The organism is Bifidobacterium parmae, from assembly GCF_002860365.1.
Taxonomy (GTDB): Bacteria; Actinomycetota; Actinomycetes; order Actinomycetales; family Bifidobacteriaceae; genus Bifidobacterium; species Bifidobacterium parmae.
The window spans coordinates 300,059-325,665 of record NZ_NMWT01000028.1 but is presented as its reverse complement, the minus strand read 5'-3'; the positions used below and the strand labels follow the sequence as shown (position 1 = coordinate 325,665).

The 25,607-nt window shown below is 66.4% G+C and carries 21 protein-coding genes and 2 rRNA genes; 16 read left to right on the top strand and 7 right to left on the bottom strand.

Annotation, left to right across the window (positions count from 1 at the left end; translation table 11 throughout):
• Both Uis4E_RS10710 and rrf read left to right on the top strand, forming a co-directional pair.
• Positions 1–448 (top strand): 23S ribosomal RNA (locus Uis4E_RS10710); the annotation flags it as partial.
• Positions 449–619: 171 nt separating this feature from the next.
• Positions 620–736, top strand: a 5S ribosomal RNA gene (gene rrf, locus Uis4E_RS10705).
• A gap of 384 nt (positions 737–1,120) precedes the next feature.
• Here rrf and Uis4E_RS10700 read toward each other — a convergent pair.
• Together Uis4E_RS10700 and Uis4E_RS10695 are read right to left on the bottom strand one after the other, a co-directional pair.
• Positions 1,121–1,744, bottom strand: coding sequence for a DUF47 domain-containing protein (locus tag Uis4E_RS10700; protein WP_101623120.1), 624 nt, complete (start codon positions 1,742–1,744; stop codon positions 1,121–1,123).
• 46 nt (positions 1,745–1,790) lie between these two features.
• Positions 1,791–2,843 (bottom strand): inorganic phosphate transporter, encoded by a 1,053-nt coding sequence (locus Uis4E_RS10695; protein ID WP_101623119.1) that lies wholly within the window; start codon positions 2,841–2,843, stop codon positions 1,791–1,793.
• Between the two features lie 191 nt (positions 2,844–3,034).
• On the opposite strand from Uis4E_RS10695, the gene Uis4E_RS10690 reads away from it, so the two are divergent.
• The 5 genes from Uis4E_RS10690 (at position 3,035) to Uis4E_RS10670 (ending at position 11,254) form a co-directional block, all read left to right on the top strand.
• On the top strand, positions 3,035–4,516 hold the full coding sequence (locus Uis4E_RS10690; protein WP_101623118.1) for a DUF1846 domain-containing protein: 1,482 nt from the start codon (positions 3,035–3,037) through the stop codon (positions 4,514–4,516).
• Between the two features lie 108 nt (positions 4,517–4,624).
• Positions 4,625–6,514 (top strand): DUF6020 family protein, encoded by a 1,890-nt coding sequence (locus Uis4E_RS10685; RefSeq protein ID WP_133125458.1) that lies wholly within the window; start codon positions 4,625–4,627, stop codon positions 6,512–6,514.
• The gene (locus Uis4E_RS10680; RefSeq protein ID WP_101623116.1) at positions 6,511–7,992 is read left to right on the top strand and encodes a lipopolysaccharide biosynthesis protein; all 1,482 of its coding nucleotides are present in this window, start codon (positions 6,511–6,513) and stop codon (positions 7,990–7,992) included. Before Uis4E_RS10685 ends, Uis4E_RS10680 begins: the two co-directional genes overlap by 4 nt.
• Positions 7,992–9,071, top strand: coding sequence for a glycosyltransferase family 2 protein (locus Uis4E_RS10675; protein WP_101623115.1), 1,080 nt, complete (start codon positions 7,992–7,994; stop codon positions 9,069–9,071). Before Uis4E_RS10680 ends, Uis4E_RS10675 begins: the two co-directional genes overlap by 1 nt.
• A gap of 68 nt (positions 9,072–9,139) precedes the next feature.
• The gene (locus tag Uis4E_RS10670) at positions 9,140–11,254 is read left to right on the top strand and encodes a hypothetical protein (protein ID WP_133125457.1); all 2,115 of its coding nucleotides are present in this window, start codon (positions 9,140–9,142) and stop codon (positions 11,252–11,254) included.
• Positions 11,255–11,300: 46 nt separating this feature from the next.
• Here the strand turns inward: Uis4E_RS10670 and Uis4E_RS10665 are convergent, their stop codons facing one another.
• The 3 genes from Uis4E_RS10665 to Uis4E_RS10655 all read right to left on the bottom strand — a co-directional run bounded on the left by Uis4E_RS10665 (position 11,301) and on the right by Uis4E_RS10655 (position 13,930).
• The gene (locus Uis4E_RS10665; RefSeq protein WP_101623113.1) at positions 11,301–12,782 is read right to left on the bottom strand and encodes an ATP-binding protein; all 1,482 of its coding nucleotides are present in this window, start codon (positions 12,780–12,782) and stop codon (positions 11,301–11,303) included.
• Between the two features lie 87 nt (positions 12,783–12,869).
• Positions 12,870–13,118 carry a helix-turn-helix transcriptional regulator gene (locus tag Uis4E_RS10660; protein ID WP_101623112.1) on the bottom strand — a complete coding sequence of 83 codons (249 nt, stop codon included), beginning with the start codon at positions 13,116–13,118 and terminating at the stop codon, positions 12,870–12,872.
• 11 nt (positions 13,119–13,129) lie between these two features.
• Positions 13,130–13,930 (bottom strand): AIM24 family protein, encoded by an 801-nt coding sequence (locus Uis4E_RS10655; RefSeq protein ID WP_101623111.1) that lies wholly within the window; start codon positions 13,928–13,930, stop codon positions 13,130–13,132.
• Between the two features lie 262 nt (positions 13,931–14,192).
• Here Uis4E_RS10655 and nhaA point away from each other — a divergent pair, with 262 nt between their 5' ends.
• Positions 14,193–15,560 carry a Na+/H+ antiporter NhaA gene (gene nhaA, locus Uis4E_RS10650; protein ID WP_101623110.1) on the top strand — a complete coding sequence of 456 codons (1,368 nt, stop codon included), beginning with the start codon at positions 14,193–14,195 and terminating at the stop codon, positions 15,558–15,560.
• A gap of 137 nt (positions 15,561–15,697) precedes the next feature.
• Here the strand turns inward: nhaA and Uis4E_RS10645 are convergent, their stop codons facing one another.
• Together Uis4E_RS10645 and Uis4E_RS10640 are read right to left on the bottom strand one after the other, a co-directional pair.
• Positions 15,698–17,062 carry a nucleobase:cation symporter-2 family protein gene (locus Uis4E_RS10645; protein WP_101623109.1) on the bottom strand — a complete coding sequence of 455 codons (1,365 nt, stop codon included), beginning with the start codon at positions 17,060–17,062 and terminating at the stop codon, positions 15,698–15,700.
• Between the two features lie 90 nt (positions 17,063–17,152).
• Positions 17,153–17,734, bottom strand: coding sequence for a xanthine phosphoribosyltransferase (locus Uis4E_RS10640; protein ID WP_101623108.1), 582 nt, complete (start codon positions 17,732–17,734; stop codon positions 17,153–17,155).
• Between the two features lie 184 nt (positions 17,735–17,918).
• On the opposite strand from Uis4E_RS10640, the gene Uis4E_RS10635 reads away from it, so the two are divergent.
• The 8 genes from Uis4E_RS10635 (at position 17,919) to Uis4E_RS10600 (ending at position 25,546) form a co-directional block, all read left to right on the top strand.
• Positions 17,919–20,600, top strand: a complete 2,682-nt coding sequence (locus Uis4E_RS10635) for an ATP-dependent helicase (RefSeq protein WP_101623107.1) — start codon at positions 17,919–17,921, stop codon at positions 20,598–20,600.
• Between the two features lie 209 nt (positions 20,601–20,809).
• Entirely contained in the window at positions 20,810–21,202 is a 393-nt protein-coding gene (locus Uis4E_RS10630) for a DUF4418 family protein (protein ID WP_101623106.1), read from the top strand.
• A gap of 20 nt (positions 21,203–21,222) precedes the next feature.
• Positions 21,223–22,440 carry an ABC transporter permease gene (locus Uis4E_RS10625; protein WP_101623150.1) on the top strand — a complete coding sequence of 406 codons (1,218 nt, stop codon included), beginning with the start codon at positions 21,223–21,225 and terminating at the stop codon, positions 22,438–22,440.
• A 1-nt stretch (position 22,441) separates the two neighbouring features.
• Positions 22,442–23,206, top strand: a complete 765-nt coding sequence (locus Uis4E_RS10620) for an ABC transporter ATP-binding protein (RefSeq protein ID WP_101623105.1) — start codon at positions 22,442–22,444, stop codon at positions 23,204–23,206.
• A 206-nt stretch (positions 23,207–23,412) separates the two neighbouring features.
• Positions 23,413–24,039 (top strand): 30S ribosomal protein S4, encoded by a 627-nt coding sequence (rpsD, locus tag Uis4E_RS10615; RefSeq protein WP_101623104.1) that lies wholly within the window; start codon positions 23,413–23,415, stop codon positions 24,037–24,039.
• Positions 24,040–24,206: 167 nt separating this feature from the next.
• Positions 24,207–24,881, top strand: a complete 675-nt coding sequence (locus Uis4E_RS10610) for a histidine phosphatase family protein (RefSeq protein WP_101623103.1) — start codon at positions 24,207–24,209, stop codon at positions 24,879–24,881.
• Positions 24,882–24,917: 36 nt separating this feature from the next.
• On the top strand, positions 24,918–25,310 hold the full coding sequence (locus Uis4E_RS10605; RefSeq protein ID WP_101623102.1) for a DUF948 domain-containing protein: 393 nt from the start codon (positions 24,918–24,920) through the stop codon (positions 25,308–25,310).
• Complete coding sequence (locus Uis4E_RS10600) at positions 25,310–25,546, top strand: hypothetical protein (RefSeq protein ID WP_101623101.1); 237 nt, start codon at positions 25,310–25,312, stop codon at positions 25,544–25,546. Before Uis4E_RS10605 ends, Uis4E_RS10600 begins: the two co-directional genes overlap by 1 nt.
• Positions 25,547–25,607 lie beyond the last annotated feature (61 nt).

The window sequence follows — 25,607 nt, the reverse complement described above, 5'->3', positions numbered from 1 at the left end:
CTGATCATTCCCAAGAGTCCATATCGACGGGATGGTTTGGCACCTCGATGTCGGCTCGTCGCATCCTGGGGCTGGAGCAGGTCCCAAGGGTTCGGCTGTTCGCCGATCAAAGCGGCACGCGAGCTGGGTTCAGAACGTCGTGAGACAGTTTGGTCTCTATCCTCTGCGCTCGTCGGAATACTGAGGAGACCTGCCCATAGTACGAGAGGACCTGGGTGGACGAACCTCCGGTACGCCGGTTGTCACGCCAGTGGCACCGCCGGTTGGCTGCGTTCGGAAGGGATAACCGCTGAAAGCATCTAAGCGGGAAGCCCGCTCCAAGATAAGTATTCCCAGGGAACTACGGTTCCTGAGACCCCCCATGAAGAACACGTGGTCGATAGGCCGGACGTGGAAGCCCCGCGAGGGGTGGAGCCGACCGGTACTAACGGGGAAGCGCGACACACACATCCCAACCCCTGGTTGGGACGGCATCAACCTCTTCTGCGAATCATGAACGACACGGAGCAACCGTGACGACACGACACAACGAATCAGCAGGCGTCCACCATCCGGTCCCCAAACCACCAGCGTTCAGGATCACGGAACCACATGGTCCCGTCCCTGATAATTGAAGATTTGCGGCGGTCATAGCCCAGGAGAGACGCCCGGTCCCATTCCGAACCCGGAAGCTAAGACCTGGCACGGCGATGGTACTGCACCCGAGAGGATGTGGGAGAGTAGCACGCCGCCGCACCACACGTGAAACGGACCCCCGGTCGAGCCACACGGCTCCCGGGGGTCCACGCATACCCACACACACTCGCCCCCGCCGGCGGGGGCTCCCGCGAAGCGGGTGGGGGTGGCCGCCCGGACCCCGCAACCCGGACCACCCTCCGACGCGCTGCGCGCGCCACCTCCCGCCAGCGGGAGGAACACCGGACCACGCACCGGCGAACCCCCTCAGCATGCCCCACGCGGCAACCCCCTCAGCCGGCGAACCGGCAGCTCCCCCTTTAGGGGGAGCAAAGAAGGCCCCCATGACCACAGTCACAGGGGGAGCAAAGAAGACACGCGCCACTCAGGGGAGAGGGCGCGTGAAGTCTTGGCTTGAGTTTCGGACGGGGGCGGACGGGGCCGGTCAGCTGTTTTTCATGACGATGTTGTCGATGGCGTTGGCGGCGTTCTCGCAGTCGTCGGCGCACTGTTCGAGATGGCGGTACACGTCATGCCAGGCGAACACCTGCAGCGGATCGCCGCCCGTGGTGTGCAGGGTGCGCATCGACTTGACGAACAGATGGTCGGCATCGGTTTCGATCGTGTTGATGGCGAACACAAGTTCGCGCAACGTCTTCGACCGTTTGAACCGGGGGAGCTCGTCGACGAGTTTCTCCAGCTGCTCGCAGGCGCGGACGATCATATCCGTCATCTCGACGGCGTCGTCGCGCATATCGGTCACATTGTCGTAGTACAGGCGGTCGAGCACGCCTTCGATGCTGTCCGTCACATCGTCGAGCGCATGGCTCAGTTCGGCGATGTCCTCGCGTTCGAACGGTGTGATGAACGCGGTCACCAGCTCGTCCATGATGCCGTGACGGACCTTGTCGGCCGCCTGTTCGATGCGGTGCATCTCATCGGTGCGCGCTTCGAGCGTCGACGGATCGAAACCGTGCATCACGTCGGACAGCAGATGCGCCGCCTCGCACGCGTAGGCCGCGCTCCTGCGGAATCCGTCGAAGTAGAAGGCGTCGTTCTTTCTCGCCATGAGTGGTTCTCTCCTTTGCACATACCGTGGATACGGGTCGGGATCGTTAGAACACGACCATGAACAGTTTCGCCATGATGAAGCTGATGATGCCGCAGCCGGGGAACGTGAACACCCAGGTGAGCATCATGTCGCGCACCACGCCGAAGTTGATGGCGGACAGGCGGCGTACGGCGCCGACGCCCATGATCGCGCTGGTCTTCGTATGCGTGGTGGAGACGGGAATGCCGAGCACCGTCATGACGAGCAGGCATAATGCGCTGGCCAGGTCGGCGGAGAATCCTTGGTATTTCTCCAGCTTGACCATGTCCATGCCGACCGACTTGATGATCTTCTCGCCGCCCACCGAGGTGCCGACGCCCATGATCGTGCTGCACAGGATCATCAGCCACACGGGGATGACCACGCCCGCGACGGACGGCTGCCCGTTGCAGAACGCCATGCCGAGGAACAGCACGCCGATGAATTTCTGACCGTCCTGCGCGCCGTGCATGAAGCTCATCGCGGCGGCGCCCACGATCTGCGCGCCGGTGAAGAAGCCGTTCGTGCGTCGGCGGTCGAACCCGGCGCAGATTAGCGTCACGATCTTGCACACGATCCAGCCCATCGCGAAGCCGAACAGGAGGCTCGCGGCCAAACCGTACAGCACCTTCACCCATTCGCCCATGTCGACGGCGTCCACACCGCCGTGGATGGCGATGGCGGCGCCGGTCAGACCGGCGATGAGACTGTGGCTCTCCGAGGTGGGGATGCCCAGTATCGACGCGCCCACGCTGTAGACGACGATCGAGAACAGCGCGGCGCACAACGCGATCAGCGCGGCGTCCGTGTCCCCTCCGAAATCGACCATGTTGCTGATCGTCGAGGCGACGGACGCGTTGAGCTGCGTCATCAGGAACACGCCCAGGAAGTTGAACACGGCCGCCATGATCACCGCGGAGCGTACGCGCATGCACCGCGTGGTCACGCAGGTGGCGATCGCGTTCGGCGCATCCGTCCAGCCGTTGACGAAGATCACGCCCAATGTCAGCAACGTTGTGACGGCGAGTGCGGGATTCGACAGCACCTGCTGTACGAAATAGGCAAAGGACACATCCAAGGGACTCTCGTCTCCTTCTTCTTCGAGGGGGCGTATGGCCGACATAGGGATTATAACGGATGATCGGCTACGTAGTCGCGCGTCGCGTCCTCGTGGCGCACGCATGGCATCGTCTATACTGTTGTGGTCAATGTTTCGGTATTTCAGGCCGATTCGTGCCGTTCCGCCGTTCGAAAGGGTTGCCACAGGACATGCGACAGGGATTCGACAACGACAAGTACATCGAGCTGCAGGCCGCGAGGATCAAGGAGCGCATCGCCCGGTTCGGCGGCAAGCTCTATCTCGAATTCGGCGGCAAGCTGTTCGACGACCATCATGCGTCGCGCGTGCTGCCCGGATTCGAACCGGACGTGAAGTTCCGCATGCTCGAAAGTCTCTCCGACGACGTGGAGATCGTCATCGCCGTGAACGCGAACCATATTGAGAAGGCGAAGACGCGCGGCGACCTCGGCATCACCTATGACGAGGACGTGCTGCGGCTCATCGACGTGTTCCGCTCGCGCGGCTGCTATGTGGGTTCCGTGGTGCTCACCCAGTATGCGGGGCAGCCGGCCGCCGACGCGTACCGCCGTCGGCTCGCGCGCCTCGGCGTCACCTGCTACCTGCATTATCCGATTCCCGGCTACCCGCACGACATCGAACGCATCGTCTCCGACGACGGCTACGGTCGCAACGACTACATCGAGACCAGCCGTCCGCTCGTCGTCGTGACCGCGCCCGGCCCCGGCTCGGGCAAGCTCGCCACCTGCCTGTCGCAGCTCTACCATGAGCACAAGCGCGGCGTCGAGGCCGGCTACGCGAAGTTCGAGACGTTCCCGATCTGGAACCTGCCGCTCAACCATCCGGTGAACATCGCGTACGAGGCGGCCACCGTCGATCTGGACGACGCGAACATCATCGACCCGTTCCATCTGGAGGCGCACGGCGAGACCACCGTCAACTACAACCGCGACGTGGAGGCGTTCCCCGTGCTCAAGGCGCTGATGGAACGCATCATGGGGGAGAGCCCGTACCAGAGCCCCACCGACATGGGCGTCAACATGGCCGGCTATGCGATCGTCGACGACGAGGCGTGCCGTAAGGCCGCGGACATGGAGATCGTGCGCCGCTACTTCACCGCCGCCGTGAACTTCAAACGCACCGGCGCGGGCGAGGAGCAGATCGAGCGTCTGCGTTCCATCATGAAGAAGGCGGGCGTGGACGAGGACCTGTCGCCGGCGCGCGCCGCCGCATTGCACCGTGAGAAGGAGACCGGCGCTCCGGCCGGCGCGATGGTCCTGCCCGACGGGAGCGTCGTCACCGGCAAGACGGGCGTGCTGCTCGGCGCCGCCAGCGCGCTGCTCATGAACGCGTTGAAGGCCGTCACCGGCGTGGACGCCGACCTGCCGGTGATCGACGACAAGGCGATCGAACCGATCTGCCGTCTCAAGACCGAGCATCTCAACAGCGTGAACCGTCGTCTCCACTCCGACGAGACGCTCATCGCCCTGTCCATCACGAGCGCCACGGACGAGACCGCCGCGCGCGTGATCGCCGGACTGGAGCGATTGCGCGGCTGCGACGCGTTCTTCTCGGTCATCATCTCCGCAGCCGACGAGGCGCTCTACCGCAAGCTCGGCGTCAACGTGTGCTGCGAACCCAAGTACGAGCGTCTGAGCCTCTACCACAAGTAGACGTCCCGCGCCGGCACGGGACGGCGGACGTTACCGGCACGCCAGCATTGGATGAACTTTAGGCCAAATGGAACGTAGCGGCATGACGGCACGCCTATCGTCGTAACCATGGTGTTGGGGAGTATCGGACCGTCGGCCGTGGCGCGGCTCGCGCTGTGCGCCGCCGGCGGGCTGACGGTCTCCTTCGCCGACCGTATGGCGGTGCGCGCCGTGGCCGGACCGTTCGACGGCGGATTCCGGCTGGAGGCGTGTACGGTCGCCGTCGTCCTGTACGCGGCGTTCACGGCGGGCGAACGGCTGCTGTCCGCCCGCCGTCGCCAAGGTGCGGTCGACGGTATTCCCTCGCCCCTGACGCGATTCGCAGCCCGGGCACACGCGTCGTTCGACCGGTTCGAGACCCTCCGCGCCCCCGTGAGACTGGCGGTCTGTACGACGTTCATCCTCGTCTGCTGGACGCCTGTCATCGTGATGATGGCACCGGGCACGATATGGTACGACACGGGCGACCAGATCGCCCAGTTCCTCGCCGTCGTCTCAACGGACGGGACCATGGGCGCGGTCTCATCCCACCATCCGCTGCTGGACACCATCGTCTTCGGAACGGCCGCATGGGCGGGGGAGGGTCTGCTCGGCGGCTATGGTGTGGGGCTCGCCTGCTATCTCGCCATTCAGGTGGCCGTCACCTGCACGGAACTGGCCGGCGTATGCCTGTACGCGCGCCGCGTCGGATGCGGCCGCACCGGCGCGGCCTGCATGCTGCTGTTCTTCGCCGTGTTCCCCGCGTTCCCCATCTTCACGATGTCGATCGTGAAGGACACGCTGCACATGATGGCGCTCATCCCGTGGCTCGTCATGGTCGCTGAAACGACGCGCACGCGTCTCGCCGCATTGGATTCACGACGGTTCCTCATCGGGTTCGCCGTCGTCTCGACGCTGTGCGCGCTCACCACGATGACCGGTCTGGTCATCGTCATCCTCACCCTGGCCTGTCTGCCGCTGTTGCGCGCGCGCCGCGGCCGACGGCTCGCGGCGCTCGCCTGCATGCTCGTCGTGACGTTCGTCGCCGGCGTGGCGTTCCCCGCGATGGTGCGCGGCCCGCTCCGCGTGCGCGGTGAGGACGCGAACCAGCTGCTCGTCGTGCCCATGCAGATGACCGCACGCTACGCGCTCGACCATCCCCATGACGTGACCGACCGGGAACGGCGGATCATCGACAAGGTCAACCATGTGCCGTTCGAACGGATGGCGTCACGCTACAACCCGTATCTCGCCGACCCGGTCATCCAGTATTCGCTGCGCGATCCCGCGGCCGTGCCCGACTACCTGCGCATCTGGGCCGCCATGGGCCTCAGGCACCCGGACTCGTACGCGGCCGCATTCGCCGCCTTGGAATCGGGGTGGTTCTCGCTGCGTCGCACGCCGCTGAACACCACGAACCGGGGCATCTCCCTGGAACGGTTGTCCCGGCACGCGGACGAGGCGACCGGCAACACCATGTGGTTCCAGATCGACGACGCGATCAGCCCGTCGTTCCGCACGCTGGCGAAACGGTCGCCGCGACGGGCCGTCGACCGTCCGGCCGCCTACCGTCTCTGGGATACGTGGCGTGAGACGCCGATCCTGAACCTGCCCACGTTCACCGCGGTATGGACGTTCATCCTGCCGTTGTTCCTCGCCTTCAGCCTCATCGGCCGCGCCGGACTCCGTCGGGAGCGCGCCGCGTCCCTCCCGCAGGCGTCGCCGCGCCGCTCATGGTGGCCGTTCGCGATCCCGCTGGTCTGGTCGCTGCTCTCGCTGCTGCCGAACGCGATCTCGATCCCGTTGAAGCCCACGGCCACACGCTACATGATGTGGGCACCCGTCACGATCGCGCTGATGCTGGCCCTGCTCCACGCCGACATGACCGCGCCGGAACGGCTATGGGCCGACATCGACGAACGCGGCACAGCGTGCGACACGAGTGACACGGGGCACGGCATCGGGAGGACCGACGCATGAGACGTGGCCTCGTCCTCAACCTGATTGGCAACGTCGCGTTCTTCGTCGCCGGATACGCGATCCACTGGTTCCTCGGCGGTTTCGCCTCGCCCGCCGACTACGGCGTGGTCGGCACGGTCATCACCGTGCTCGACTTCGAATACCTGTTCGTCAGCAACGGCGCCCGGCAATCCCTGTCACGCAACATCGCCTCCCACCGTCATGACGGCCGGCAGGTGATCGTGCGCACGCTCGCCGTGCAGACGGCCATCATCGCCGTGTTCTTCCTCATCGACTTCGCCGGAGCCCCGCTGTTCGGCCTCATGCTCGGCGATGACTCGCTGGACCGCTACTTCCGCTACGCCGCGTTCCTCGTGCCGGCCAACGGACTGTACGTCGTCATGCTCGGCATCAACGACGGGCTCCAACGCTTCGGCCGCAGCGCGTTCCTCTCCACGTTCTACCCGATCGTCAAACTGGGCACGATCCCGCTCATCATCCTCGTGTTCCCGCACGAACCGGTCATCGGCGTCGAGGCCGGCTATTGCGGCGCCATGATCCTGACCATCCTCATCGGCCTCGCCATGCTCCTGCCCGCATGGAGCCTGCTGCCATCCGGTGACGGTACGCCGTTCCGATGGCGCGACGCCATGCACGGCACGCTCTCGTTCTCCCTGTTCTTCATCATGGCGTCGCTGGTCCTCAGCGTCGACACGCTCGTCGTCAAGGCCGAACTGCCCGATCGGATGGCCGGATACTACACGGGCGCCATGAACTTCGGCAAGACCACGTACTACCTGCTGCAGGCGTTCGCCGTGATCATCCTGCCGGTCGTCTCGCGCCTGATCGCCGAAGACGCGCACGACGAGGCGCTCGCCAAGGCCCGCGGCCTGTTCCTGCTCGCGTTCGCCCTCGTCGCGCCGATCGCGGCGACGGTCTCCGCCACCGCGCCCGACCTGCTCGCCGCGTTCTACTCGCCCGCCTACGCCGCCGCCGCGCCGGCGCTGTCGTGCCTCGCGTTCTCGAGTTTCTTCATGGGCGTCACCGTGATCCTCAACATGACGCTCAACGCCGAACGGGACACACGCTTCTCCGACCTGCTGTCGCTCGTCTCCCTCGCCGTGGTCGTGCCGTTGTTCGTCGTCACGACCCGTCACGGCATCACGGCGCTCGCCGTCTCCAGCATGGCCGCGACGTTCACCGCCATGACCGTCTCGTACGTCGAGGTCCGACGCCGGTTCGGCGACGTGATGGACCGTCGCACGTGGGTGGCGCTCGGCTGCGACGCGGCGTTGTGGATCGTCATGTCGGTGGTCTCGCGGGCGTTCGCCGTGACGGACTTCCTCGCGCTCATGGCGGTGTACGCGGTCGTCTACGGCGCGTTCGCGGCCATGCTCGTACGGATCGGCGTGCTCGACGTGCGCGGGATTGAGATGATGCTTTCGAAACGGACACAGGATCCCGACGGATCCGCGACCAAGGAAAAGGATGGCGACTGATGCACGTGTTCGTCCAGATACCCTGCCTCAACGAGGCCAAGACGCTGCCGTTGGTCATGGCGCGCATGCCGAAGAGCATCCCAGGCGTCGACCGGCTCGACGTGATGATCATCGACGACGGATGCACCGACGACACGGTCGCCGTCGCCAGGCGTCTCGGCATCCGCCACATCGTACGTCACAACGGCACGATGGGACTGGCGCGCGCCTTCCGCGACGGCGTCGACTACGCGCTGAAGCACGGCGCCGACATCGTCGTCAACACGGACGGCGACAACCAGTACCCGTCCGAACGCATCGGCGACCTCGTCCGCCCGATCGTCGAAGGACGGGCCGACATCGTCGTTGGCGACCGACAGACCGCCACGATCAGGGAGTTCAGCCCGTTCAAACGGCTCATGCAGCGATTCGGCTCATGGGTCGTCAACCGCGCCGCCGGCACGGACATCCCCGACGCGGCGAGCGGGTTCCGCGCCTATTCGAAACGTTCGCTCCTCCAACTCAACATCGTCACCGAATTCAGCTACTGCATGGAGACGATCATCCAGGCCGGATACAAGCGCATCGCCATCACCTCCGTGCCGATCGTCACCAATCCGAAGACGCGCAGCTCGCGACTGTTCCACAACATCTTCGAGCACATGGGCAAGTCCGCCGGCGCGATCGTGCGCAGCTTCCTCATGTTCCGGGCGCATTCGGTGTTCACCTGGTCCGCGATCCTGCCCGGCATCGCCGCCCTCGTCGTCTTCATGCGCTATCTCGCGTTCTTCTTCGCCGGACAGGGGCGCGGCCACATGCAGTCGCTGCTGCTCGGCGTCATGTTCTTCATCTGGATGGTCGTCTCCCTGCTGCTGCTCATCGTCTCCGAAGTGCTGCGCACCCAGCGCAAGCTCGAGGAGGACGAGCTGGAACGCGTCAAGGAGATCGCGTATGCGCCGGCCTCCCGCCGCCTGTGGGCGGACGGGGACGACGGCGGCGACGGTGACGCCGGTGACGTGACGAATGGCGGTGACGACGGCGACGGCCCGGACTCCGGTACGCCGACGGACCGTCTCGGCGCGAAGGGAGGCGAGCGGTGAGCCCGATGCCGGATTCCCGACGTTCCGTACTCCGGCCATTCCGGTCATTCCGGTTCTCGCCGTGGACGGTGCCCTGCGCCGTCGCGGCCATCGTGATCGTCACGCTCGAACTGTTCGTGTTCAATCTGCCGTTCTGGCAGACGCTCGGCGCGACGCCGCGGCAGGCGCACGACGACGGCGTCGGCAACGGGCTTGTCATCGAACGCGGCGGCGTCGCCGTCGTCACCGATCCGGAACACGCCTGGCGCGACATCTCCTCCGACGAGAAGATCGACTACCTGTACATCGACCACGCCGCCTCCGAACGCCCGCGGCAGGGCGACGACGTGCGCTGGCAGGTGTCCACGATGAAGGAGACCGACTCCGGCTGGTACGATGCGAACGCCGACGTCGGCTATTCGCCGTCGGCCGAACACTCCCGCTACCAGCGGATCGGCGATGGGACGACGCACGTGCGCCTGCGCTACCAGATGGACAAGGGCTCGGTCATCCCATACAACACGATCACCGTCAACCCGCGGGTGCCGCTACGCTTCAGCCCGATCCGCCTCATCGTCGAGATCCTCGCCGCGCTGCTCGTCATCATATTCCGCCCATCCTCGCCGCTCTACCGTATGAGACTGGACCTGCGCAGGCGCGATCGCCGCATGCCCGTCATCGCATGCGCCGCGCTCACCTGCATACTGCCGCTCGCCCTGTTCGCCATGGCCGCACCGCAGGAGAGCCCCGACCCCGTGTACTGGGATTTCTTCGCCTCCTACCAGGCGACCGACCAATACCAGCGGCTCGCCGACGCGATCCTCCACGGACGGACTTGGCTCGACTATCCGGTCAACACGGCGCTCGCCGCCATGGACAACCCGTACGACACGCGCATGCGCACGATGACCGCGTTGAACAACCCGGACACGCCCGTCTACTTCGACGTGGCCTTCCACGACGGACGGTACTACTCGTACTTCGGTGTACTGCCCGCGTTGCTCCTGTTCGCCCCGTTCAAGGTTGTCACCGGCATGCGGCTGCCCACCAACGCGGGCGTCGCCGTCGCCGTCTCGTTCGCCTCGCTCGCGACCGCGCTGCTCGCCGTCCAGCTCGCCCGACTCGTCGCGCGGCGCAGGCCGGTCTCCCTCGGCGCCACGCTGCTCGGCATGACCGCCATGATGTTCGGCAACGGCATCGCCATGCTCGTCCAGCTCGGCCTGTTCTACCAGATTCCGCAGGAGACGGCCGTGGGGTTCGCCTCGCTCGGGCTCGCCCTGTGGATCGAGGCGAAACTGCGCGGCCTGGAGCGGCATCTGCCGCTGCTCTCCGCGGGATCGGCGTGCATGGCGTTGACCATCGCCTGCCGGCCGCAGGTCATCCTCGCCACGTTCGTCGCGATCCCGCTGTTCGCCGACGAGATCCGCGGCCTGTGGACGCGCGGGCTGCATGACGCGCGGGCGGCGGCCCACGAGACGCGCGTATGGGCGTGCGCGGTCGTCCCCTATCTCGTCGTCTTCCTGCCGCAGTTCGCCTACAACCAGGCGCGGTTCGGCAAGCTCACCGACTTCGGCGCGAAATACAATCTCACCGGTTACGACATGACGCACGCGCACGCGCCGTTGACCCAATACTTCTCCTTCGTGTTCCAATACCTGTTCCAGCCGCCGAACCTCAACGCGCACTTCCCGTTCGTCCAGCCGCAGACCGTGCCGTTGACCACGTGGCGCAGCGAACACCCGATGTTCGGCGGATGGCTGTTCACCGCCGCGCCGTTCGCGCTGCTGCTGTTCACCATGACCGTATGGAGGTTCGCGCTCCGGCGCATCGCCGCTACGAGGCTCGTCATCGGGGCGTTGGGCGCGTTCGCCGCCACGTTCGTCATCGACGCGCGCATCACCGGCGTCGACTTCCGCTACGAGATCGACTTCGGCTTCATGCTCATGACCGCCGTGCTCGTGCTGCTCTACACGATCGACGGCGCGGCGAACGGGCCGGCGGAGAGGACGGTCGCGTTCGCCGCCATAGACGGTTCCGACGGTGCGGACGGGTGGCGCGGCGTGGCGCGTCGGCTCGTGTTCGGCTCGCTCACGGCATGCGTCGTGGCTGCGTTCCTGTTCCTGTTCCTCAAACAGTTCGCCTCCGGCATGAACATGCCGACGAGGATCTGGTGGGACGCGGCATCCTGGTTTGTGTTCATGTGACGCGCCGGCTGCGCGGCGGGCCGACGGCTGCGCGGGAGTTTCCGGGTCAGACACTCGCCAACCGGTAGCGTTGGGTCGGGTCGTCGCGCAGGCGCACCTTGGTGACCCGGCCCTCGCGCAGCAGTTCGCGCATGCCGGTGGTCACCGCCAGCGGCGTCAGCTGCAGCTCGTGCAGGATCTCCCGGAGGCTCATCGCCGAATGACGTTCCAGCACGCCCGTGATCGCCTTGGCGATGTCGCTGGGGGTTCCGGCCACGGCGGTCCGGTGCCTGGTGATCGTCATCGTGAACGTGTTGATCGTGTTGCGCGTCGTCGCCGGCTCGATGCCCGCCTCGCGCAATGTGGCGGCGATGCGCTGGTAGCCGTCGCCGCCTTCCGGGTTCACGTAGCCGCCGCCCGGATAGGGGGTGGATTCGAGCAGCGTGAACAGGAATTGGTTGCGGGTGGAGACGAACGGCACGCCCGTGACCGGATGGGGGTTGGCGAGCACGTCATGTGTCACCGTGCCGTACAGGCCGCCGGGGTTCGTGATCTCGATGCGGTCGGTGAACACGTTGATGTTGACCTGCGTGCCCCGGGCGTCGGGGGAGTAGTCGCGGTGGGTGAGCGCGTTCGCGATCGCCTCGCGCAGCACGACGGGCGGATAGTCGGGTTTCTTCGCGCCGATCCAATGCATGAGCGCGTCGACCGCGTCGTCGATCATCACCGGGATCGGCCCCACGATGGTCTGCGAGGCGACGAGCCGCTCGTCCCCGCGGAACACGTCGTCGCGGCTCGTCCCCGGGAACACGGCGATCGAGACGCTCAGACGCGGATAGTATTTCTGCGGGTAGCGGCCGAGCGCGAGCAGTCCGGCGAGCGTGGGCCGCAGCACGCCGCCCACCGCCCTGACATCGGAATCGTCATGGCGCAGCACCTCCAGATCGAGCAGCATGTCGGTGTCGCCGCGATCGGCGAACACATGCGGGTGCTGTTGCCTGACACGGGCGAGCAATCCGGCGACGAGCCCGGGATCGAGATCGTCGGGCGTGGCGTGCGGCACGACGTCCAGATCGTAGGTGGGCTGCAGATGCTCCTCGATGAGCCGGTCCACCTCATAGGAGGTCATATGCCGGTCGCCGTCGCCGGTGCGGATGTAGGAGCCGCCGTAGGGTCCCCGTTCGGTGATGAAGCAGGGCTTGTCGCGGGGGATCATCTCGTCGATGCGGGCGAACACGAGGTTCGCGCCCTCGAACGGGCAGGTGACGATCACCGGGCGCACGACCGGCGTCATCTTCTCGCACGCCTGGCTCAACGCCTCCTGCATGGCGCGCGCGTTGAACCCCTCGACCGGCGTGAACCCGTTGCGCTCGCTCAGGCCGAGGATGATCCAGCCGCCCGAGCCGTTCGAGAACGCGGACAACGTGTCCGTGATCGTCGAGGAGATGCGCCGCGCGCACTCCTTGACCTCGCACTGCTGCGTGTCGTTGCCGATCAGACGCATCAGACCGATCAGCTCGGTCATCTTCGCGGTGTAGTCATCGACCATGGCGGGCCTCCTTGCCACCATTGTGCCGTATGCCCGGCCGGCTCCGGCGTCTCCGCGCCTTCTCGCCGCCGGGCGTTCACCCGGAATTCACGCGTCGAAGCTGATGGTGAGCGTGCGGCCCATGCCGTGCGCGAGCGCCTCCAGCGTCTTGAACGACGGGTTGATGTGCGCCTGCTCGATGCGTTGGATGGTGATGCGCGAGACGCCGGTCGCGTCGGCCAGCTGCTGCTGGGTCATCCCCGACTCCCTGCGCGCCCTGAGCAGGGCCGCGCCCACCTCCGGGTAGACGCGCGGCCTGTCGGATGCGGATGCGTTGCCTTCCTTACCTTCCGTCATGGTGTTTCCTTTCACACGGTGCCGGTACCGGCGTTGATGTTGAACGTGGGGCCGGAGACCGGGGCGAGCAGCACGCGGCCGACGCCACGGTACACGTTCACCAGGCCTTCGCCGCTCGCGGCGGAGCCGATCAGCGTCTTGCCGGAGCGTTCCACCGTGAACTGCAGCCCGCTGGTCCACGCGATGGCGAAATTCCCGTCGATCTTCAACTCGTCGTTCTCCAGATCGACGGTGATGAGCTCGGACGCGGGGACGGGGGACTCCAACGCGACCGTGCCCTGCCCCTCGAGCGCGAGGTTGAACAGTCCCTCGCCGCCGGCGACCATCGCGCTCGGACGCGACACCATCACCGCGCGCTGCCGCACGGTCGACTCGCATGCGTAGAACAGGCCGTCGTTGACCGTCATCGAACCGCCCATCTGCGCCGCCGGGTCGATGAGCAGGATGTGACGGTACGTGGGTTCGAGCACCAGCGTGCCGATGCCCTGGTATTCGGGTTTGACAGCGGACTCCTTGGTCACCGCGCCGCGCGCCATCTTGCCGATGAAGTCGCCTACGCCCTTGACTCCCGTCGTGGCCTGGATGTGGCCGGCGGTCCACTGCATCGCGCCGGCCTGCACGGTGATGCCGGTCTTGCCGTCGAGCGTGCACACCACCTGACGGCGGCGCACGTTCATCTCGGACGCGAAATACGCGCCCGCCGCGCCCCCGTAGTCGACGGACAGGTCCCGCTTCCATTCGATGACCTGGAACGGCCCCTGCCTCGCGACGATGGCGACGTCGTCGTTGTCGGTGAAGTTGTAGATGCGCATGGAGCCCCCTCGCTGTCGTGGTTCATGGCGCGGAAGACGCTCCTTCCGCCCACACACCAACATACATCATCGCCGTCGGAGCCGGCGCGGGGCCGGAGCGGGGCCGGAGCGACGGCGGCCGACGCGGTTTCGCGGGCGGCGGAGGGATGTTTGGGGGAGTCCGGTAAAATACGGAGGTTGAATCCTCGCGGCCGCGCATGACGGGCATGACCAGCCATACCGGGCGGCCGACTCCATTCATTCAAGCAGTCAGGAGCCTCACATGACCTCGCACCCTCCGATCCACGAGGGCATCCTCGAACCGGGCGCCGTCAGGATACACAAGGGCAAACGCCGCCTCATCCGGTTCACCCACTCGTCCACACGCGCCACCATGCTCATGGTCGGCGCCGCGCTCGTCGCGTTCCTCATCGAGAACACACCCGCGTTGCCGTACTTCAACGAATTCTGGCATTCCGTGCACCTCGCGTTCTCCATCGGCCCGCTCCACGCGAACATCAGCCTCGAACACTTCATCAACGATTTCCTCATGGCCCTGTTCTTCCTCATGGTCGGACTGGAGATCAAACACGAGATGCGCGCCGGCGAACTCACCGAACCTCGCAAGGCCGTCCTGCCGATCGTCGCCGCGGCCGGCGGCGCGATCCTTCCCGCCCTCGTCTACCTCGCGGTCAACATGGGTGGCGAACACGCGGGAGGCTGGGGCGTGCCCATGGCCAACGACATCGCCTTCTGCCTCGGCCTGCTCGCCCTGCTCGGCAGCCGCGTGCCCGCGGGCCTGCGCGCCTACCTGTCCACGCTCACCATCGCCGACGACATGATCGCCATCGGCGTGATCGCCCTGTTCTACACGTCCGACCTGAACCTGCCGTGGCTGATCGCCGCGCTCGTCATGCTCGCCGTCCTGTTCGCGTTCAACCGGCTCCACATCCACGACCTGCCGCCCTACCTCGCCGTCGGATTCGTCATGTGGGTGTGCGTGCTGTTCTCCGGCGTGCACGCCACGCTCGCCGGCGTGATGCTCGCGCTCGCCGTCCCCGCCCGATCCGAGATCAAGCTCGACCGTGTGGGCGCATGGTTCGCGAAGCGCGTGCGCTCCGCCGAGGACCGTTACGATCCTGGCGAGCCGGACATCGCGCAGAAGGAGTACCTGCGCGAGGTGGAGTCGATCCGGCGCGTCTCCAGCGCCACGATCCCGCCGACCATCCGGTTGGAGAACGGTCTGCACACGTTCGTCTACTTCTTCGTGCTGCCCCTGTTCGCGTTCTCGAACGCCGGCGTCGTGCTGCACGGCATGTCCGTGGGCGAGATCGTGACCAGCCCGGTCGCGATCGGCGTGTTCCTCGGCCTGTTCGTCGGCAAGCCGCTCGGCATCTTCCTCGCCACGTGGGCGACCGTGCGCCTCGGCGTCTCCGGACTGCCGGACGGCGTCAGATGGGGGCATATCGCCGGCGTGTCCATTCTGGGAGGCGTCGGATTCACGATGGCGATCTTCGTGACGAACCTCTCGTTCACGGACATGCAGACCGCGGCGATCGCGAAGACCGCGATTCTCGCCGCGTCGATCCTCGCCGGGGCGATAGGATTCCTCGTCCTGCGCCGTCAGGTGGCGGATGTGGAGGAGGAGTAGCACACGACTCAGCGCCGGCATGGTCACGCACGCCAGCCGAATACGCAAAAGGGCGGGGTCCTGAACCGAAATATGGTTCGGGACCCCGCCCTTCGTCATACGGCCGTCGGCCCTTGTCCGGGCTCAGGCCGTCGCCGTCACTCGGCGTCCGCCTGCTCCTTCGGCGCGGAGAGGAAATGCTCCTCGCTCGGCAGGACGGCGTTGAGGATTACGGCCACGACGAACGCGACGGCGATGCAGTTCGAGGCGAAGATCTGCTGGAACAGCGCCGGGAACTGGTCGAAGATGTCGCTCACCTGCGTGAAGCCGATGCCGATCGTCAGGCTCAGCGCGGCGATCGTGATGTTGCGCTGCGTGAAGCCCGCCTCCGCGATCATCTGGAAGCCGGACAGGATGATGTTGCCGAACATCATGATCGTGCAGCCGCCGAGCACCGCCTGCGGCAGCGAGTTGAACACCTCGGCGATGGCCGGCACGAAGCTCGCCACCACGAGGATCAGGCCGCCGGAGAGAATCACCTTGCGGTTGACGACCTTCGTCATCGCGACCAGGCCGATGTTCTGCGCGAACGAGGTGAGCGGCAGGCAGCCGAACAGGCCGGACACGGAGGAGATCAGGCCGTCGCCGGCGATCGCGCCCGCCGTCTCCTTCTCCGTGGGAAGACGGTTCAGGCCGACCTTGGTGAGCGCGGCCGTGTCGCCGAGCACCTCGACCGAGGAGACCACGTACAGCAGGCCGAGGGAGATGATCGCGCCCCAGTCGAACACCGGCTTGAACGGCATGAACTGCGGCACGGAGACGATGGCGAGATGCTGGAAGCCGGAGAAGTCGACCTTGCCCATGCAGATGGCCGCCACATAGCCGACGACCAGGCCGAACAGCACGGACAGCTGCTTCGCCGTGCCCTTCATCAGCAGCTGGAACGCGAGGCAGGCGACCAGCGAGATCAGACCCAGCGTGAGGTTCTGCCAGGAGCCGAAGTCCTTCGCGCCGCTGCCGCCGCCGAAGCTCGTCGCGCCCACGTTGAGCAGCGAGAAGCCGATCGACGTGACGACGATCGCCGAGACGATCGGCGGCACGAAACGACGCCAGTACTTCGCGGTCAGGCCGAGCACCAGCTCCAGCAGGCCGCCGACCATGACCGCGCCGACGACCGCGCCGTAGCCCTTGTCCGCGCAGATCGCGACCGCCGCCGCCACGTACGTGAACGAGATGCCCGTCACCATCGGCAGACGCGAGCCGATGCGCCACGCGCCGTACAGCTGCAGGCAGGTGCCGAGACCCGCCACCAGCAGGCCCGCCTGGATGACGGCCGCCGACTGGGCGGCGCTCATCTTCGCCGCCGAGGCGACGATGAAGATCGGGGCGAGGTTCGCGACGAACATCGCCATCACATGCTGCAGGCCGAACGGGATGCCCTTCCAGAAGGAGACCGGCGCGTCGAGGGAGGTCAGCGCCTCCATCGAGATGCCGGCCTTCCCGACGTTCTTCTTCTCTTCCATGATGTCCTCTCTTGAATCCTTGCGACATGAACGGCCCTCCCCGAGGCGGAGCCGCCAAGGGGAGGGCGCGATCACACCGTCATCGTACGGTCAGCGACGGAACTCGATGTCGCCGGTCTCGGCGTCCATGCTCTCGACGATCGCGAGGGAGTCCACGTCGTACCCCTCCGCGCGCAGCTTGTCGCCGCCGCCCTGGAAGCCCTTCTCCACCGCGATGCCGATGCCCTCGACCACCGCGCCGGCCGACTCGCACAGGTCGATCAGGCCGCGCAGCGCCTTGCCGTTCGCCAGGAAGTCGTCGATGAGCAGCACATGGTCGCCCGCGTTGAGATACTTCTTCGCGACGATCACCGGGAACTCCTTCTGCTTCGTGAAGGAGTAGACGGTGGTCGTGTACTGGTCGCCGTCCAGGTTGATGGACTGCGCCTTCTTCGCGAACACGACCGGCACGCCGCCGAAATGACGGGCGGCGACGCAGGCGATGCCGATGCCCGACGCCTCGATCGTGAGGATCTTCGTGATCGTGCGGCCTGCGAAATGCTCGGCCCACGCGGCACCCATGTGGTCGAACAGGGTCACGTCGCACTGGTGGTTCAGAAAGGCGTCCACCTTCAGCACGTCGCCCGGCTTGACCGTGCCTTCCCTGCGGATACGCTCCTCGAGTTCCTTCATACAACCCCTTTGGATGAATAACGGGTAACGGATGATTGAACCGACAGTCTACGCCGCGCGCATGACCGGCGCACCCCGCCCGCACGACGACGGCATGTGGTAGACATGGATGGCCGAAAACAGGGGGCGTGCGTCCTCCGGAGGAACCAATCGGACGACATCACCAGACGACAAAGGGAGCAACGTGCAGCAGGATCCGGACGTCATCGCAAGAAGCGCCGACGAGCTCGTCGGCGACCTCAACCCGCAGCAGTCGCAGGCCGTGCAGTACCGCGGGCCCGCGCTGCTCATCGGCGCAGGCGCCGGATCGGGCAAGACCCGCGTGCTCACCCGACGCATCGCATGGATCCTGAGCCGGTTCGGCGCATGGCCCAGCCAGATCCTCGCCATCACCTTCACCAACAAGGCCGCCGCCGAGATGCGCGAACGCCTCGAAACGCTCATCGGACCCGTCGCCCAACGCATGTGGGTGTCCACCTTCCACTCCGCATGCGTGCGCATCCTGCGACGCGACGGCAAGGCCATCGGACTCAACAGCGGATTCTCCATCTACGACTCCGCCGACTCCGAACGTCTCGTCAAGATCATCGCCACCGAATTCAACATCGACGTCAAACGCTACACGCCGCGCTCCATCCTCGGACGCATTTCCGACTACAAGAACCAGCTCATCGGCGTCCAAACGCAGCTCGCCCAGTACGCGCCCGACTTCAAACCCGGCCAGCGCGGCTACAAGATCGGCACCGTCGGCGACATCGAAGCGCTGTACGCGGTCGTCTACGCCGAATACCAGCACCGGCTCGCGCTCGCCAACGCCGTCGACTTCGACGACCTCATCGTGCGCACCGTCGAACTGCTGCGCGACCATCCGGACGTCGCCGAGTACTACCACCACCGCTTCCGCTACATCCTCGTCGACGAGTACCAGGACACCAACCACGCGCAGTACGTGCTCGTGCGCGAACTCGCCGGCGTCGACGCGGGGGAGGGGAAGGCCGTCGCGCCCGCCGTCCCGCCGCACGAGGCGACCGCCGGGCGGCAGGGGCCGGCGTGGATCACCGTGGTGGGCGACTCCGACCAGTCGATCTACGCGTTCCGCGGCGCCGACATCCGCAACATCCAGGACTTCGAGCAGGACTTCCCCGACGCGAAGACCATCATGCTCGAACAGAACTACCGTTCCACGCAGACCATCCTCGACGCGGCGAACGCCGTCATCTCCAACAACGAGGGGCGCAAGCCGAAGAAGCTGTGGACGGCGCTCGGCAAGGGCGAGCCGATCGTCGGCTACGCGGCCGACAACGCGCAGCAGGAGGCGCAGTGGGTCGCCGGCGAGATCGCCCGACTGCACGCCGAGGAGGCCATCGCCTACTCGGACATGGCCGTCATGTACCGCGCCAACGCGCAGTCCCGCTCCCTTGAGGAGGCGCTCATCAACGCGGGACTGCCGTACCAGCTGGTCGGCGGCACCAAGTTCTACGAGCGCCGCGAGGTCAAGGACGCGATGGCCTACCTGCAGGCCATCGTCAACCCGAACGACGACGTGAACCTGAGGCGCATCCTCAACGTGCCCAAGCGCGGGCTCGGCGCGCGCGCCGAAGGCATCATCCTCGACTACGCGCGGGCGCACGGGGCGAGCTTCTTCGCCGGCCTCATGCACATGGACGAGATCGAGGGCATCCCCACCCGGACGCTCAAGCAGCTGCACGCGTTCCGCGACCTCATGGGCGGACTGTCCGCGTTCGCGCGCGCCAACGAGACCAAGCCGAGCGAGATCGTCGCCGAGGTGCTGGAGAAATCCGGACTGCTCGAGGAGCTGCGCAAGTCCACCGACCCGCAGGACGAGTCGCGCGTCGAGAACCTCTCCCAGCTGCAGTCCACCGCCGCCGAATTCGAGCAGAAGACCCCGGACGCCACGCTCGCCGGATTCCTCGAGACCACGGCGCTCGTCGCCGACTCCGACCAGCTGCCCGGCGAGAACGAGGATTCCGGCAAGGTCACGCTGATGACCCTGCACACGGCGAAGGGCCTCGAATACCCGGTCGTGTTCCTGACGGGCATGGAGCAGGGCACGTTCCCGCATTCGCGTTCCATGGAGGACACGAGCGAACTGCAGGAGGAGCGCCGTCTCGCCTACGTGGGCATCACGCGCGCCAAGCGCCGCCTGTACGTGACGCGCGCCGCCGTGCGCGCCCAATGGGGTCAGGCGGCCGACATGATGCCCAGCCAGTTCCTCGACGAGATCCCCGAGAACCTCATCGACTGGAAGCGCCGCGAGGCCGGCGTCGAACGCATGCGCTCCAGCTGGGACGACGACGAGTTCGGCGGATGGGACGACGGCATGCCCTCGTCCGGCCCGACCTTCGGCGGCTCCTACGGGTCGTCATCCTACGGTTCCGGTTCGCGCTCGTACGGCGGGGGCTCCTACGGCGGTTCGTCGTACGGCTCCGGCTCCCGCTCGTATGGTTCCTCCTCGTACGGATCGGGTTCGCGCGGTTCGTCCGGTTCGTCGCGTCGCGGCTCGGCCTACGGCTCGTCCACGTACGGTGGTTCATCCGGCTCCCGGTACGGTTCCTCCTCGTACGGTTCCGGTTCCGGCTCGCGTTCCGGCAAGGTCACGACGCGTCGCGTCACGCCGAAGTCCGCGTCGTCCGGCCACGGCGTGCCGGCCTCGTCGCTGACGAAGGACAACGGCCTCGACGTCAAGGACTTCGCGATCGGCGACCGCATCACCCACGACCGCTACGGCATGGGCAAGGTCGTCGACGTGCAGGACAAGGGACGTAACTCGGTCATCACCGTCGACTTCGGCACCGACGGCGTCAAACGCCTCATGCTGCGCGTGGCGCCTATCGAGAAGCTCTGACGGCTTCTCGATAGGCGCCCTTCGCGGCTGCCGCCGCTCACCTCGCCTACGGACGCCCCACCGGGCCGTCCGTTTGACGGCTCGGCCATCGAGAAGCTCTGACCTGTAGCAGGGACGCGGGCGAAAGTCAAGACTTGTGTTCCATGGGATTATCTGCCCATAATGCCTGACGTTCCGGAATCGGAACCGCAGCACAGGAAGAGAGAACCATGAAGAACAAGCTCATCGCATCCGTCCCCTCCGTCATCGTCGGCGCCCTGACCGCCATCGCGCCGCAGACCTTCGCGCACGCCTGCCAGGGGCACGATACGTTCGGCGCCTGCCACTGGTCGCAGCAGGCCGCCACCGGCATCGGCATCGTGATCCTCGCCCTCGGCGTCGTCGCCTTGTTCGTCGGACCGAAGACCCGCATGGGTCTCAACATCGCCGTCATCGCCGACTGCCTGCTGCTGCTCGCCGTGCCCACGATCCTCATCGGCATCTGCCCGGGCGCGATGATGCACTGCCGCATGGTCATGCTGCCTACCCTCATCGTGCTCGCCGTGCTCGGCATCGTCTTCGCGGCGATCGGCACGTGGCTCGACTCCCGGTCCCGCGCGTGACGACGCGACACGACGACGCCATGGACGCGCACGTCACGCTCCGCGGCCTTCCCCTCGCGAACCTCGCACGCAAACCCCTGCGCACGACGGCGCTGCTCGCCGTCGTCACCGTGCTCGCCATCGCCCTGTTCGGCGGAACCATGCTCGGCATGAACCTCGGCAACGGCATGCGCAGCATGGAGCGCCGACTCGGAGCCGACCTCATGGTCGTGCCGCAGAACAGCGCGAACCAGGCCGAAGCGCTGCTCACCGGCTCGAACTCCAGCACGTTCTACTTCACCCACGACATCGCGCGCAAGATCGAACAAGCCGACGGCATCGCACAGGCCACCGAACAGACCTACATCTCGTCGCTCGCCGCCGCATGCTGCGAGGAGAAGCTCCAGATCATCGGCTACGATCCCGCCACCGATTTCGTCATCGCGCCATGGGTGGCCTCCCAGTTCCAAGGCGATCTGGAGGACGGGCAGATGGTCGCCGGGGCGAACGTCAACGTCTCCACGGACGGCACCATCGAACTCTACGGACGTAGCTGGCCGGTCGTCGCCCAACTCGCGAACACCGGCACCGGGCTCGACAACTCCGTGTTCATCAACCGGAACACCGTGCCCGACATGGTCGAAGCGTCCGCCGCGGTCTCCAAGCGCGTCATGCCCGAGGAATACGCGGGCAAGGCCGTCTCCACCGTGATGATCAAGGTGAAGGATGGCTACGATCCGCAGACCGTCGCCGCGAACGTCAAACGGATCGACACGCGGTTCGCCGATCTCGGCTACGTGTACCCGGGAGGCGTGACCGCGGCGACGAAGACCGCGCTGGGCGCGCTGACCGGCTATATGACGGCGTTCGTCGCCGCGTTGTGGGCGATGGGCTTCGTCGTCCTGCTCGCCGTGTTCGCGGCCAGCGCCAACGAACGCAAACGCGAATTCGCGTCGCTGCGCATCATGGGCGCCACGCGCGCCATGGTCAACGGCGTCATCGCGAAGGAGGCAGCCGTCGTCGGGGCGGCCGGCGGCGTGATCGGCGTCGCGGCTGGCGCGTTGGGCATTCTGCCGTTCAGCGCGCTCATCGGCAGCAGACTCCAACTGCCGTACCTGCAGGCCGGCCCCTGGACGGTCATCGGCCTCGCCCTGCTCGCCATCGCCTGCTCCACGGCGGTCGGCGTCGTCTCGTCGTTCGCCGTCATGGGCAGGATCTCCCGCGCCGACGCCGACATCATCCTCAAGGAGGGGCGCTGACATGACGGCCGAAACAGAGCGACGATCCCCGGACACGACCCCGCTGCTGCGCATCGACGACCTGACCCGGACCTTCACACGCCGAGGCAGGCCGTTCGACGCGGTGAGCCATGTGACCCTCGAACTGGACGCCGGCGGGTTCGTCGCCATCGTCGGACGCTCCGGCAACGGCAAAAGCACGCTCATCAACATGATCGCCGGCCTCGTGCGGCCCACCGGCGGATCCGTCGAAGTGGACGGTCTGCGCATCGCCGACCTCGACGACCGCGGACTGTCGCTCCTGCGCAACCGGACCATCGGATTCGTCACGCAGGAGCAGACGCTGCTCGGCAATCTGCCCGTGCTCGACAACGTGATTCTGCCCGCCACGTTCTTCCCGGATGAGAAGAACGAGACGGTGCCGTCGGAAGAACGCGATGGCGGGGACGGGGAAGGCCGTGATCGGCTCGTCGATCGCGCTCTGCGGCTGCTGGAACGGCTCGGCGTCGACGGTCTCGCGGGGTGCTATCCACGAGAACTGTCCGGAGGCGAGATGCGTCGCGTGTCGATCGCCCGCGCCCTCGTCAACGATCCGAAACTCATCATCGCCGACGAGCCGACCGGCGACCTCGACGCGGACAGCACCACGACGGTCATGCGCCTGTTGCGCGAACGTGCGGACTCCGGCGTCGGCGTGCTCATGGTCACGCACGACGCGGATGCGATCGACTACGCCGACACGGTGTACCGCATGGACGCCGGGACGTTGTCCCGGGCATGGGTGTAGATTAGACGACTGGTGTCTGCCGCAAGGTGGACGTCATCTGGAGTCTTAGCCCGTCAACGGGTCGGCAGCCGGAATCGTCAGAATCCGAATGATACGGCCGCTCGTGAGCAATCACGATGAAGCGTTGGAGAGGCCCGACTCAGCGCGAAACGCCGCATAGGCGCCTCGCGTTCCGTTCAGATAACGACAGAAAGAGAACAACCGAAATGACGAACGTTCAGCGTTCCCGCCGTCAGGTGCGCCTGTCCCGCGCCCTCGGCATCGCCCTGACCCCGAAGGCCCAGCGCATCTTCGAGAAGCGCCCGTACGCTCCGGGTGAGCACGGCCGCACCCGCCGCCGCACCGAGTCCGATTACGCGGTGCGTCTGCGCGAGAAGCAGCGTCTGCGCGCCCAGTACGGCGTGTCCGAGAAGCAGCTGCGCGCCTCCTACGAGAAGGCCACCCGCACCGCCGGCCAGACCGGCAACGCCATGCTGGCCGATCTCGAGGTCCGCCTCGACAACCTGGTCCTGCGCGCCGGCTTCGCCCGCACCACCGCCCAGGCCCGCCAGTTCGTGACCCACCGCCACATCCTCGTGGACGGCAACATCGTGAACCGCCCGTCCTACCGCGTCAAGCCGGGCCAGACCATCCAGGTCAAGGCCAAGAGCCAGACGATGGTCCCGTTCCAGATCGCCGCCGAAGGCGTCCACCGCGATGTCCTGCCCGCGGTCCCGGGCTACCTCGATGTGAACCTGGCCTCCCTCAAGGCCACCCTGACCCGCAAGCCGGAGGCCGAAGAGGTGCCGGTGCAGGTCAACATCCAGTACGTGGTCGAATTCTACGCCCGCTGATCCGGGCCCACTTCTGTATCACATACAGTCAAGGACATACCGCCGAAACCCCGTGCTCCCGGAAGGGACGCGGGGTTTCCGCGTTTCCGGGCATCCGGCGTCGTCGTCGCGGCGTTCGCCGTCTCCGGGAGGGGCCGGCGCGCCGCTCCCCGTTGTAGAGTGGTGCCATGATTCTCCACCTGCATCTCGTCCGACATGGACAGACCACGTTCAACAAGTACAACCGCCTCCAGGGCTGGTGCAACGCCCCCCTGACCGAATCCGGACTCGCCGACGCCGACAAGGCCGGACGCAAGCTCGAAGGCCTCGACTTCGCCGCCGCCTACTGCTCGGACACCTCCCGCGCCGAGACCACCGCGAAGCGCATCCTCGACATCAACGAGGCCGCCGGGCACCGACGCCCCGCGCTCGTCGCCGACATGCACTTCCGCGAGCAGTGCTACGGCTACTTCGAAGGGCAGGACATGTCGCTCGCATGGACCGCCGCCGGCGGCCCCCACGGCGCGAAGAACTACAACGACATCGTCGCGAAGTTCGGGCTCGCCGCCACCCGCGACTTCCTCAAGGAGGCCGACCCGTTCCACGATGCGGAATCCGACGAGGAGTATTGGACCCGCGTCGAGGGGGCGTTCGCGCTCATCGCCTCGAACCCCGATCTCAGGGACGGCGACCACGTGCTCCAGATCTCGCACGGCAACACCCTGCTGAGCCTCGGGCACCGCTTCGGCGGGCCCGATCTCGACCTGAGCGAGAGGCCCGCGAACGGCTCCGTCACGCTCGTCGACTTCGATACGGACAAGCCGTTCGCCGAGGCGATCGCCATCGTGTCGTATGGCAAGTGATAGTCTTGTGCGGGTAACTGTGTACTAGGAGGCAATATGGGAGTTGGAGAGATCGCCGGTCTCGTCGCCGCGATAGCGTTCGCCGTGCTCGCCGGGTTCATGATCTATCCGCTGATCCGTCTGGGCAAGCTGTTCGACCAGATCGCCGACACCGTGCGCGAATCGGGCGAGCACGCCATCCCGGCGCTCGACGAGGGCGTCACCACCGTCAAGCAGGTCAACAAGTCGCTGGAGGACGTCAACAAGATCTCCGCCGCCGCCTCGACGACCGCCAACAACGTGGGCGCGCTCACCGACCTGTACGGATCGTTCCTCGGCAAGCCGGTCATCAAGGTCGCCTCCGCGGCGTACGCCCTCAAGTCCACCGCGCAGTCCTTCCTCGTCCGCCAGTCCGCCGGGCGCCCCGACGACCAGACCAAGGGGGAGTGATGTTCAAACGCATCTTCTGGGTCGGTCTCGGCTTCTCGCTCGGCGTCATCGCCGTCACCAAGGCCCAGGCCTACGTCAAGGCCAACACCCCGGACGCGGCGCGGCAGTTCCTGCTCGGCCCCGATCAGGACCATGTCGGCATGAAGACGCTCGAAGGGCTCGTCAACGAGTTCAACGCCACGCGCCGAGCCCGCGAGGCTGAACTCAACAAGCAGTACATCGGCGAAGGCCGCTGAGACGGTCCCGCGTCGTGTGCCGCCCGCGCCGTACGGGCGGCACACGCATGATGTAGGACGA

Coding starts and splice junctions, on each gene's coding strand:
- Uis4E_RS10700 (WP_101623120.1), bottom strand. CDS start 1,744: ATGGCGAGAAAGAACGACGCCTTCTACTTCGACGGATTCCGCAGGAGC.
- Uis4E_RS10690 (WP_101623118.1), top strand. CDS start 3,035: ATGCGACAGGGATTCGACAACGACAAGTACATCGAGCTGCAGGCCGCG.
- Uis4E_RS10685 (WP_133125458.1), top strand. CDS start 4,625: ATGGTGTTGGGGAGTATCGGACCGTCGGCCGTGGCGCGGCTCGCGCTG.
- Uis4E_RS10680 (WP_101623116.1), top strand. CDS start 6,511: ATGAGACGTGGCCTCGTCCTCAACCTGATTGGCAACGTCGCGTTCTTC.
- Uis4E_RS10675 (WP_101623115.1), top strand. CDS start 7,992: ATGCACGTGTTCGTCCAGATACCCTGCCTCAACGAGGCCAAGACGCTG.
- Uis4E_RS10665 (WP_101623113.1), bottom strand. CDS start 12,782: ATGGTCGATGACTACACCGCGAAGATGACCGAGCTGATCGGTCTGATG.
- Uis4E_RS10660 (WP_101623112.1), bottom strand. CDS start 13,118: ATGACGGAAGGTAAGGAAGGCAACGCATCCGCATCCGACAGGCCGCGC.
- Uis4E_RS10655 (WP_101623111.1), bottom strand. CDS start 13,930: ATGCGCATCTACAACTTCACCGACAACGACGACGTCGCCATCGTCGCG.
- nhaA (WP_101623110.1), top strand. CDS start 14,193: ATGACCTCGCACCCTCCGATCCACGAGGGCATCCTCGAACCGGGCGCC.
- Uis4E_RS10645 (WP_101623109.1), bottom strand. CDS start 17,062: ATGGAAGAGAAGAAGAACGTCGGGAAGGCCGGCATCTCGATGGAGGCG.
- Uis4E_RS10640 (WP_101623108.1), bottom strand. CDS start 17,734: ATGAAGGAACTCGAGGAGCGTATCCGCAGGGAAGGCACGGTCAAGCCG.
- Uis4E_RS10630 (WP_101623106.1), top strand. CDS start 20,810: ATGAAGAACAAGCTCATCGCATCCGTCCCCTCCGTCATCGTCGGCGCC.
- Uis4E_RS10625 (WP_101623150.1), top strand. CDS start 21,223: ATGGACGCGCACGTCACGCTCCGCGGCCTTCCCCTCGCGAACCTCGCA.
- Uis4E_RS10620 (WP_101623105.1), top strand. CDS start 22,442: ATGACGGCCGAAACAGAGCGACGATCCCCGGACACGACCCCGCTGCTG.
- rpsD (WP_101623104.1), top strand. CDS start 23,413: ATGACGAACGTTCAGCGTTCCCGCCGTCAGGTGCGCCTGTCCCGCGCC.
- Uis4E_RS10610 (WP_101623103.1), top strand. CDS start 24,207: ATGATTCTCCACCTGCATCTCGTCCGACATGGACAGACCACGTTCAAC.
- Uis4E_RS10605 (WP_101623102.1), top strand. CDS start 24,918: ATGGGAGTTGGAGAGATCGCCGGTCTCGTCGCCGCGATAGCGTTCGCC.
- Uis4E_RS10600 (WP_101623101.1), top strand. CDS start 25,310: ATGTTCAAACGCATCTTCTGGGTCGGTCTCGGCTTCTCGCTCGGCGTC.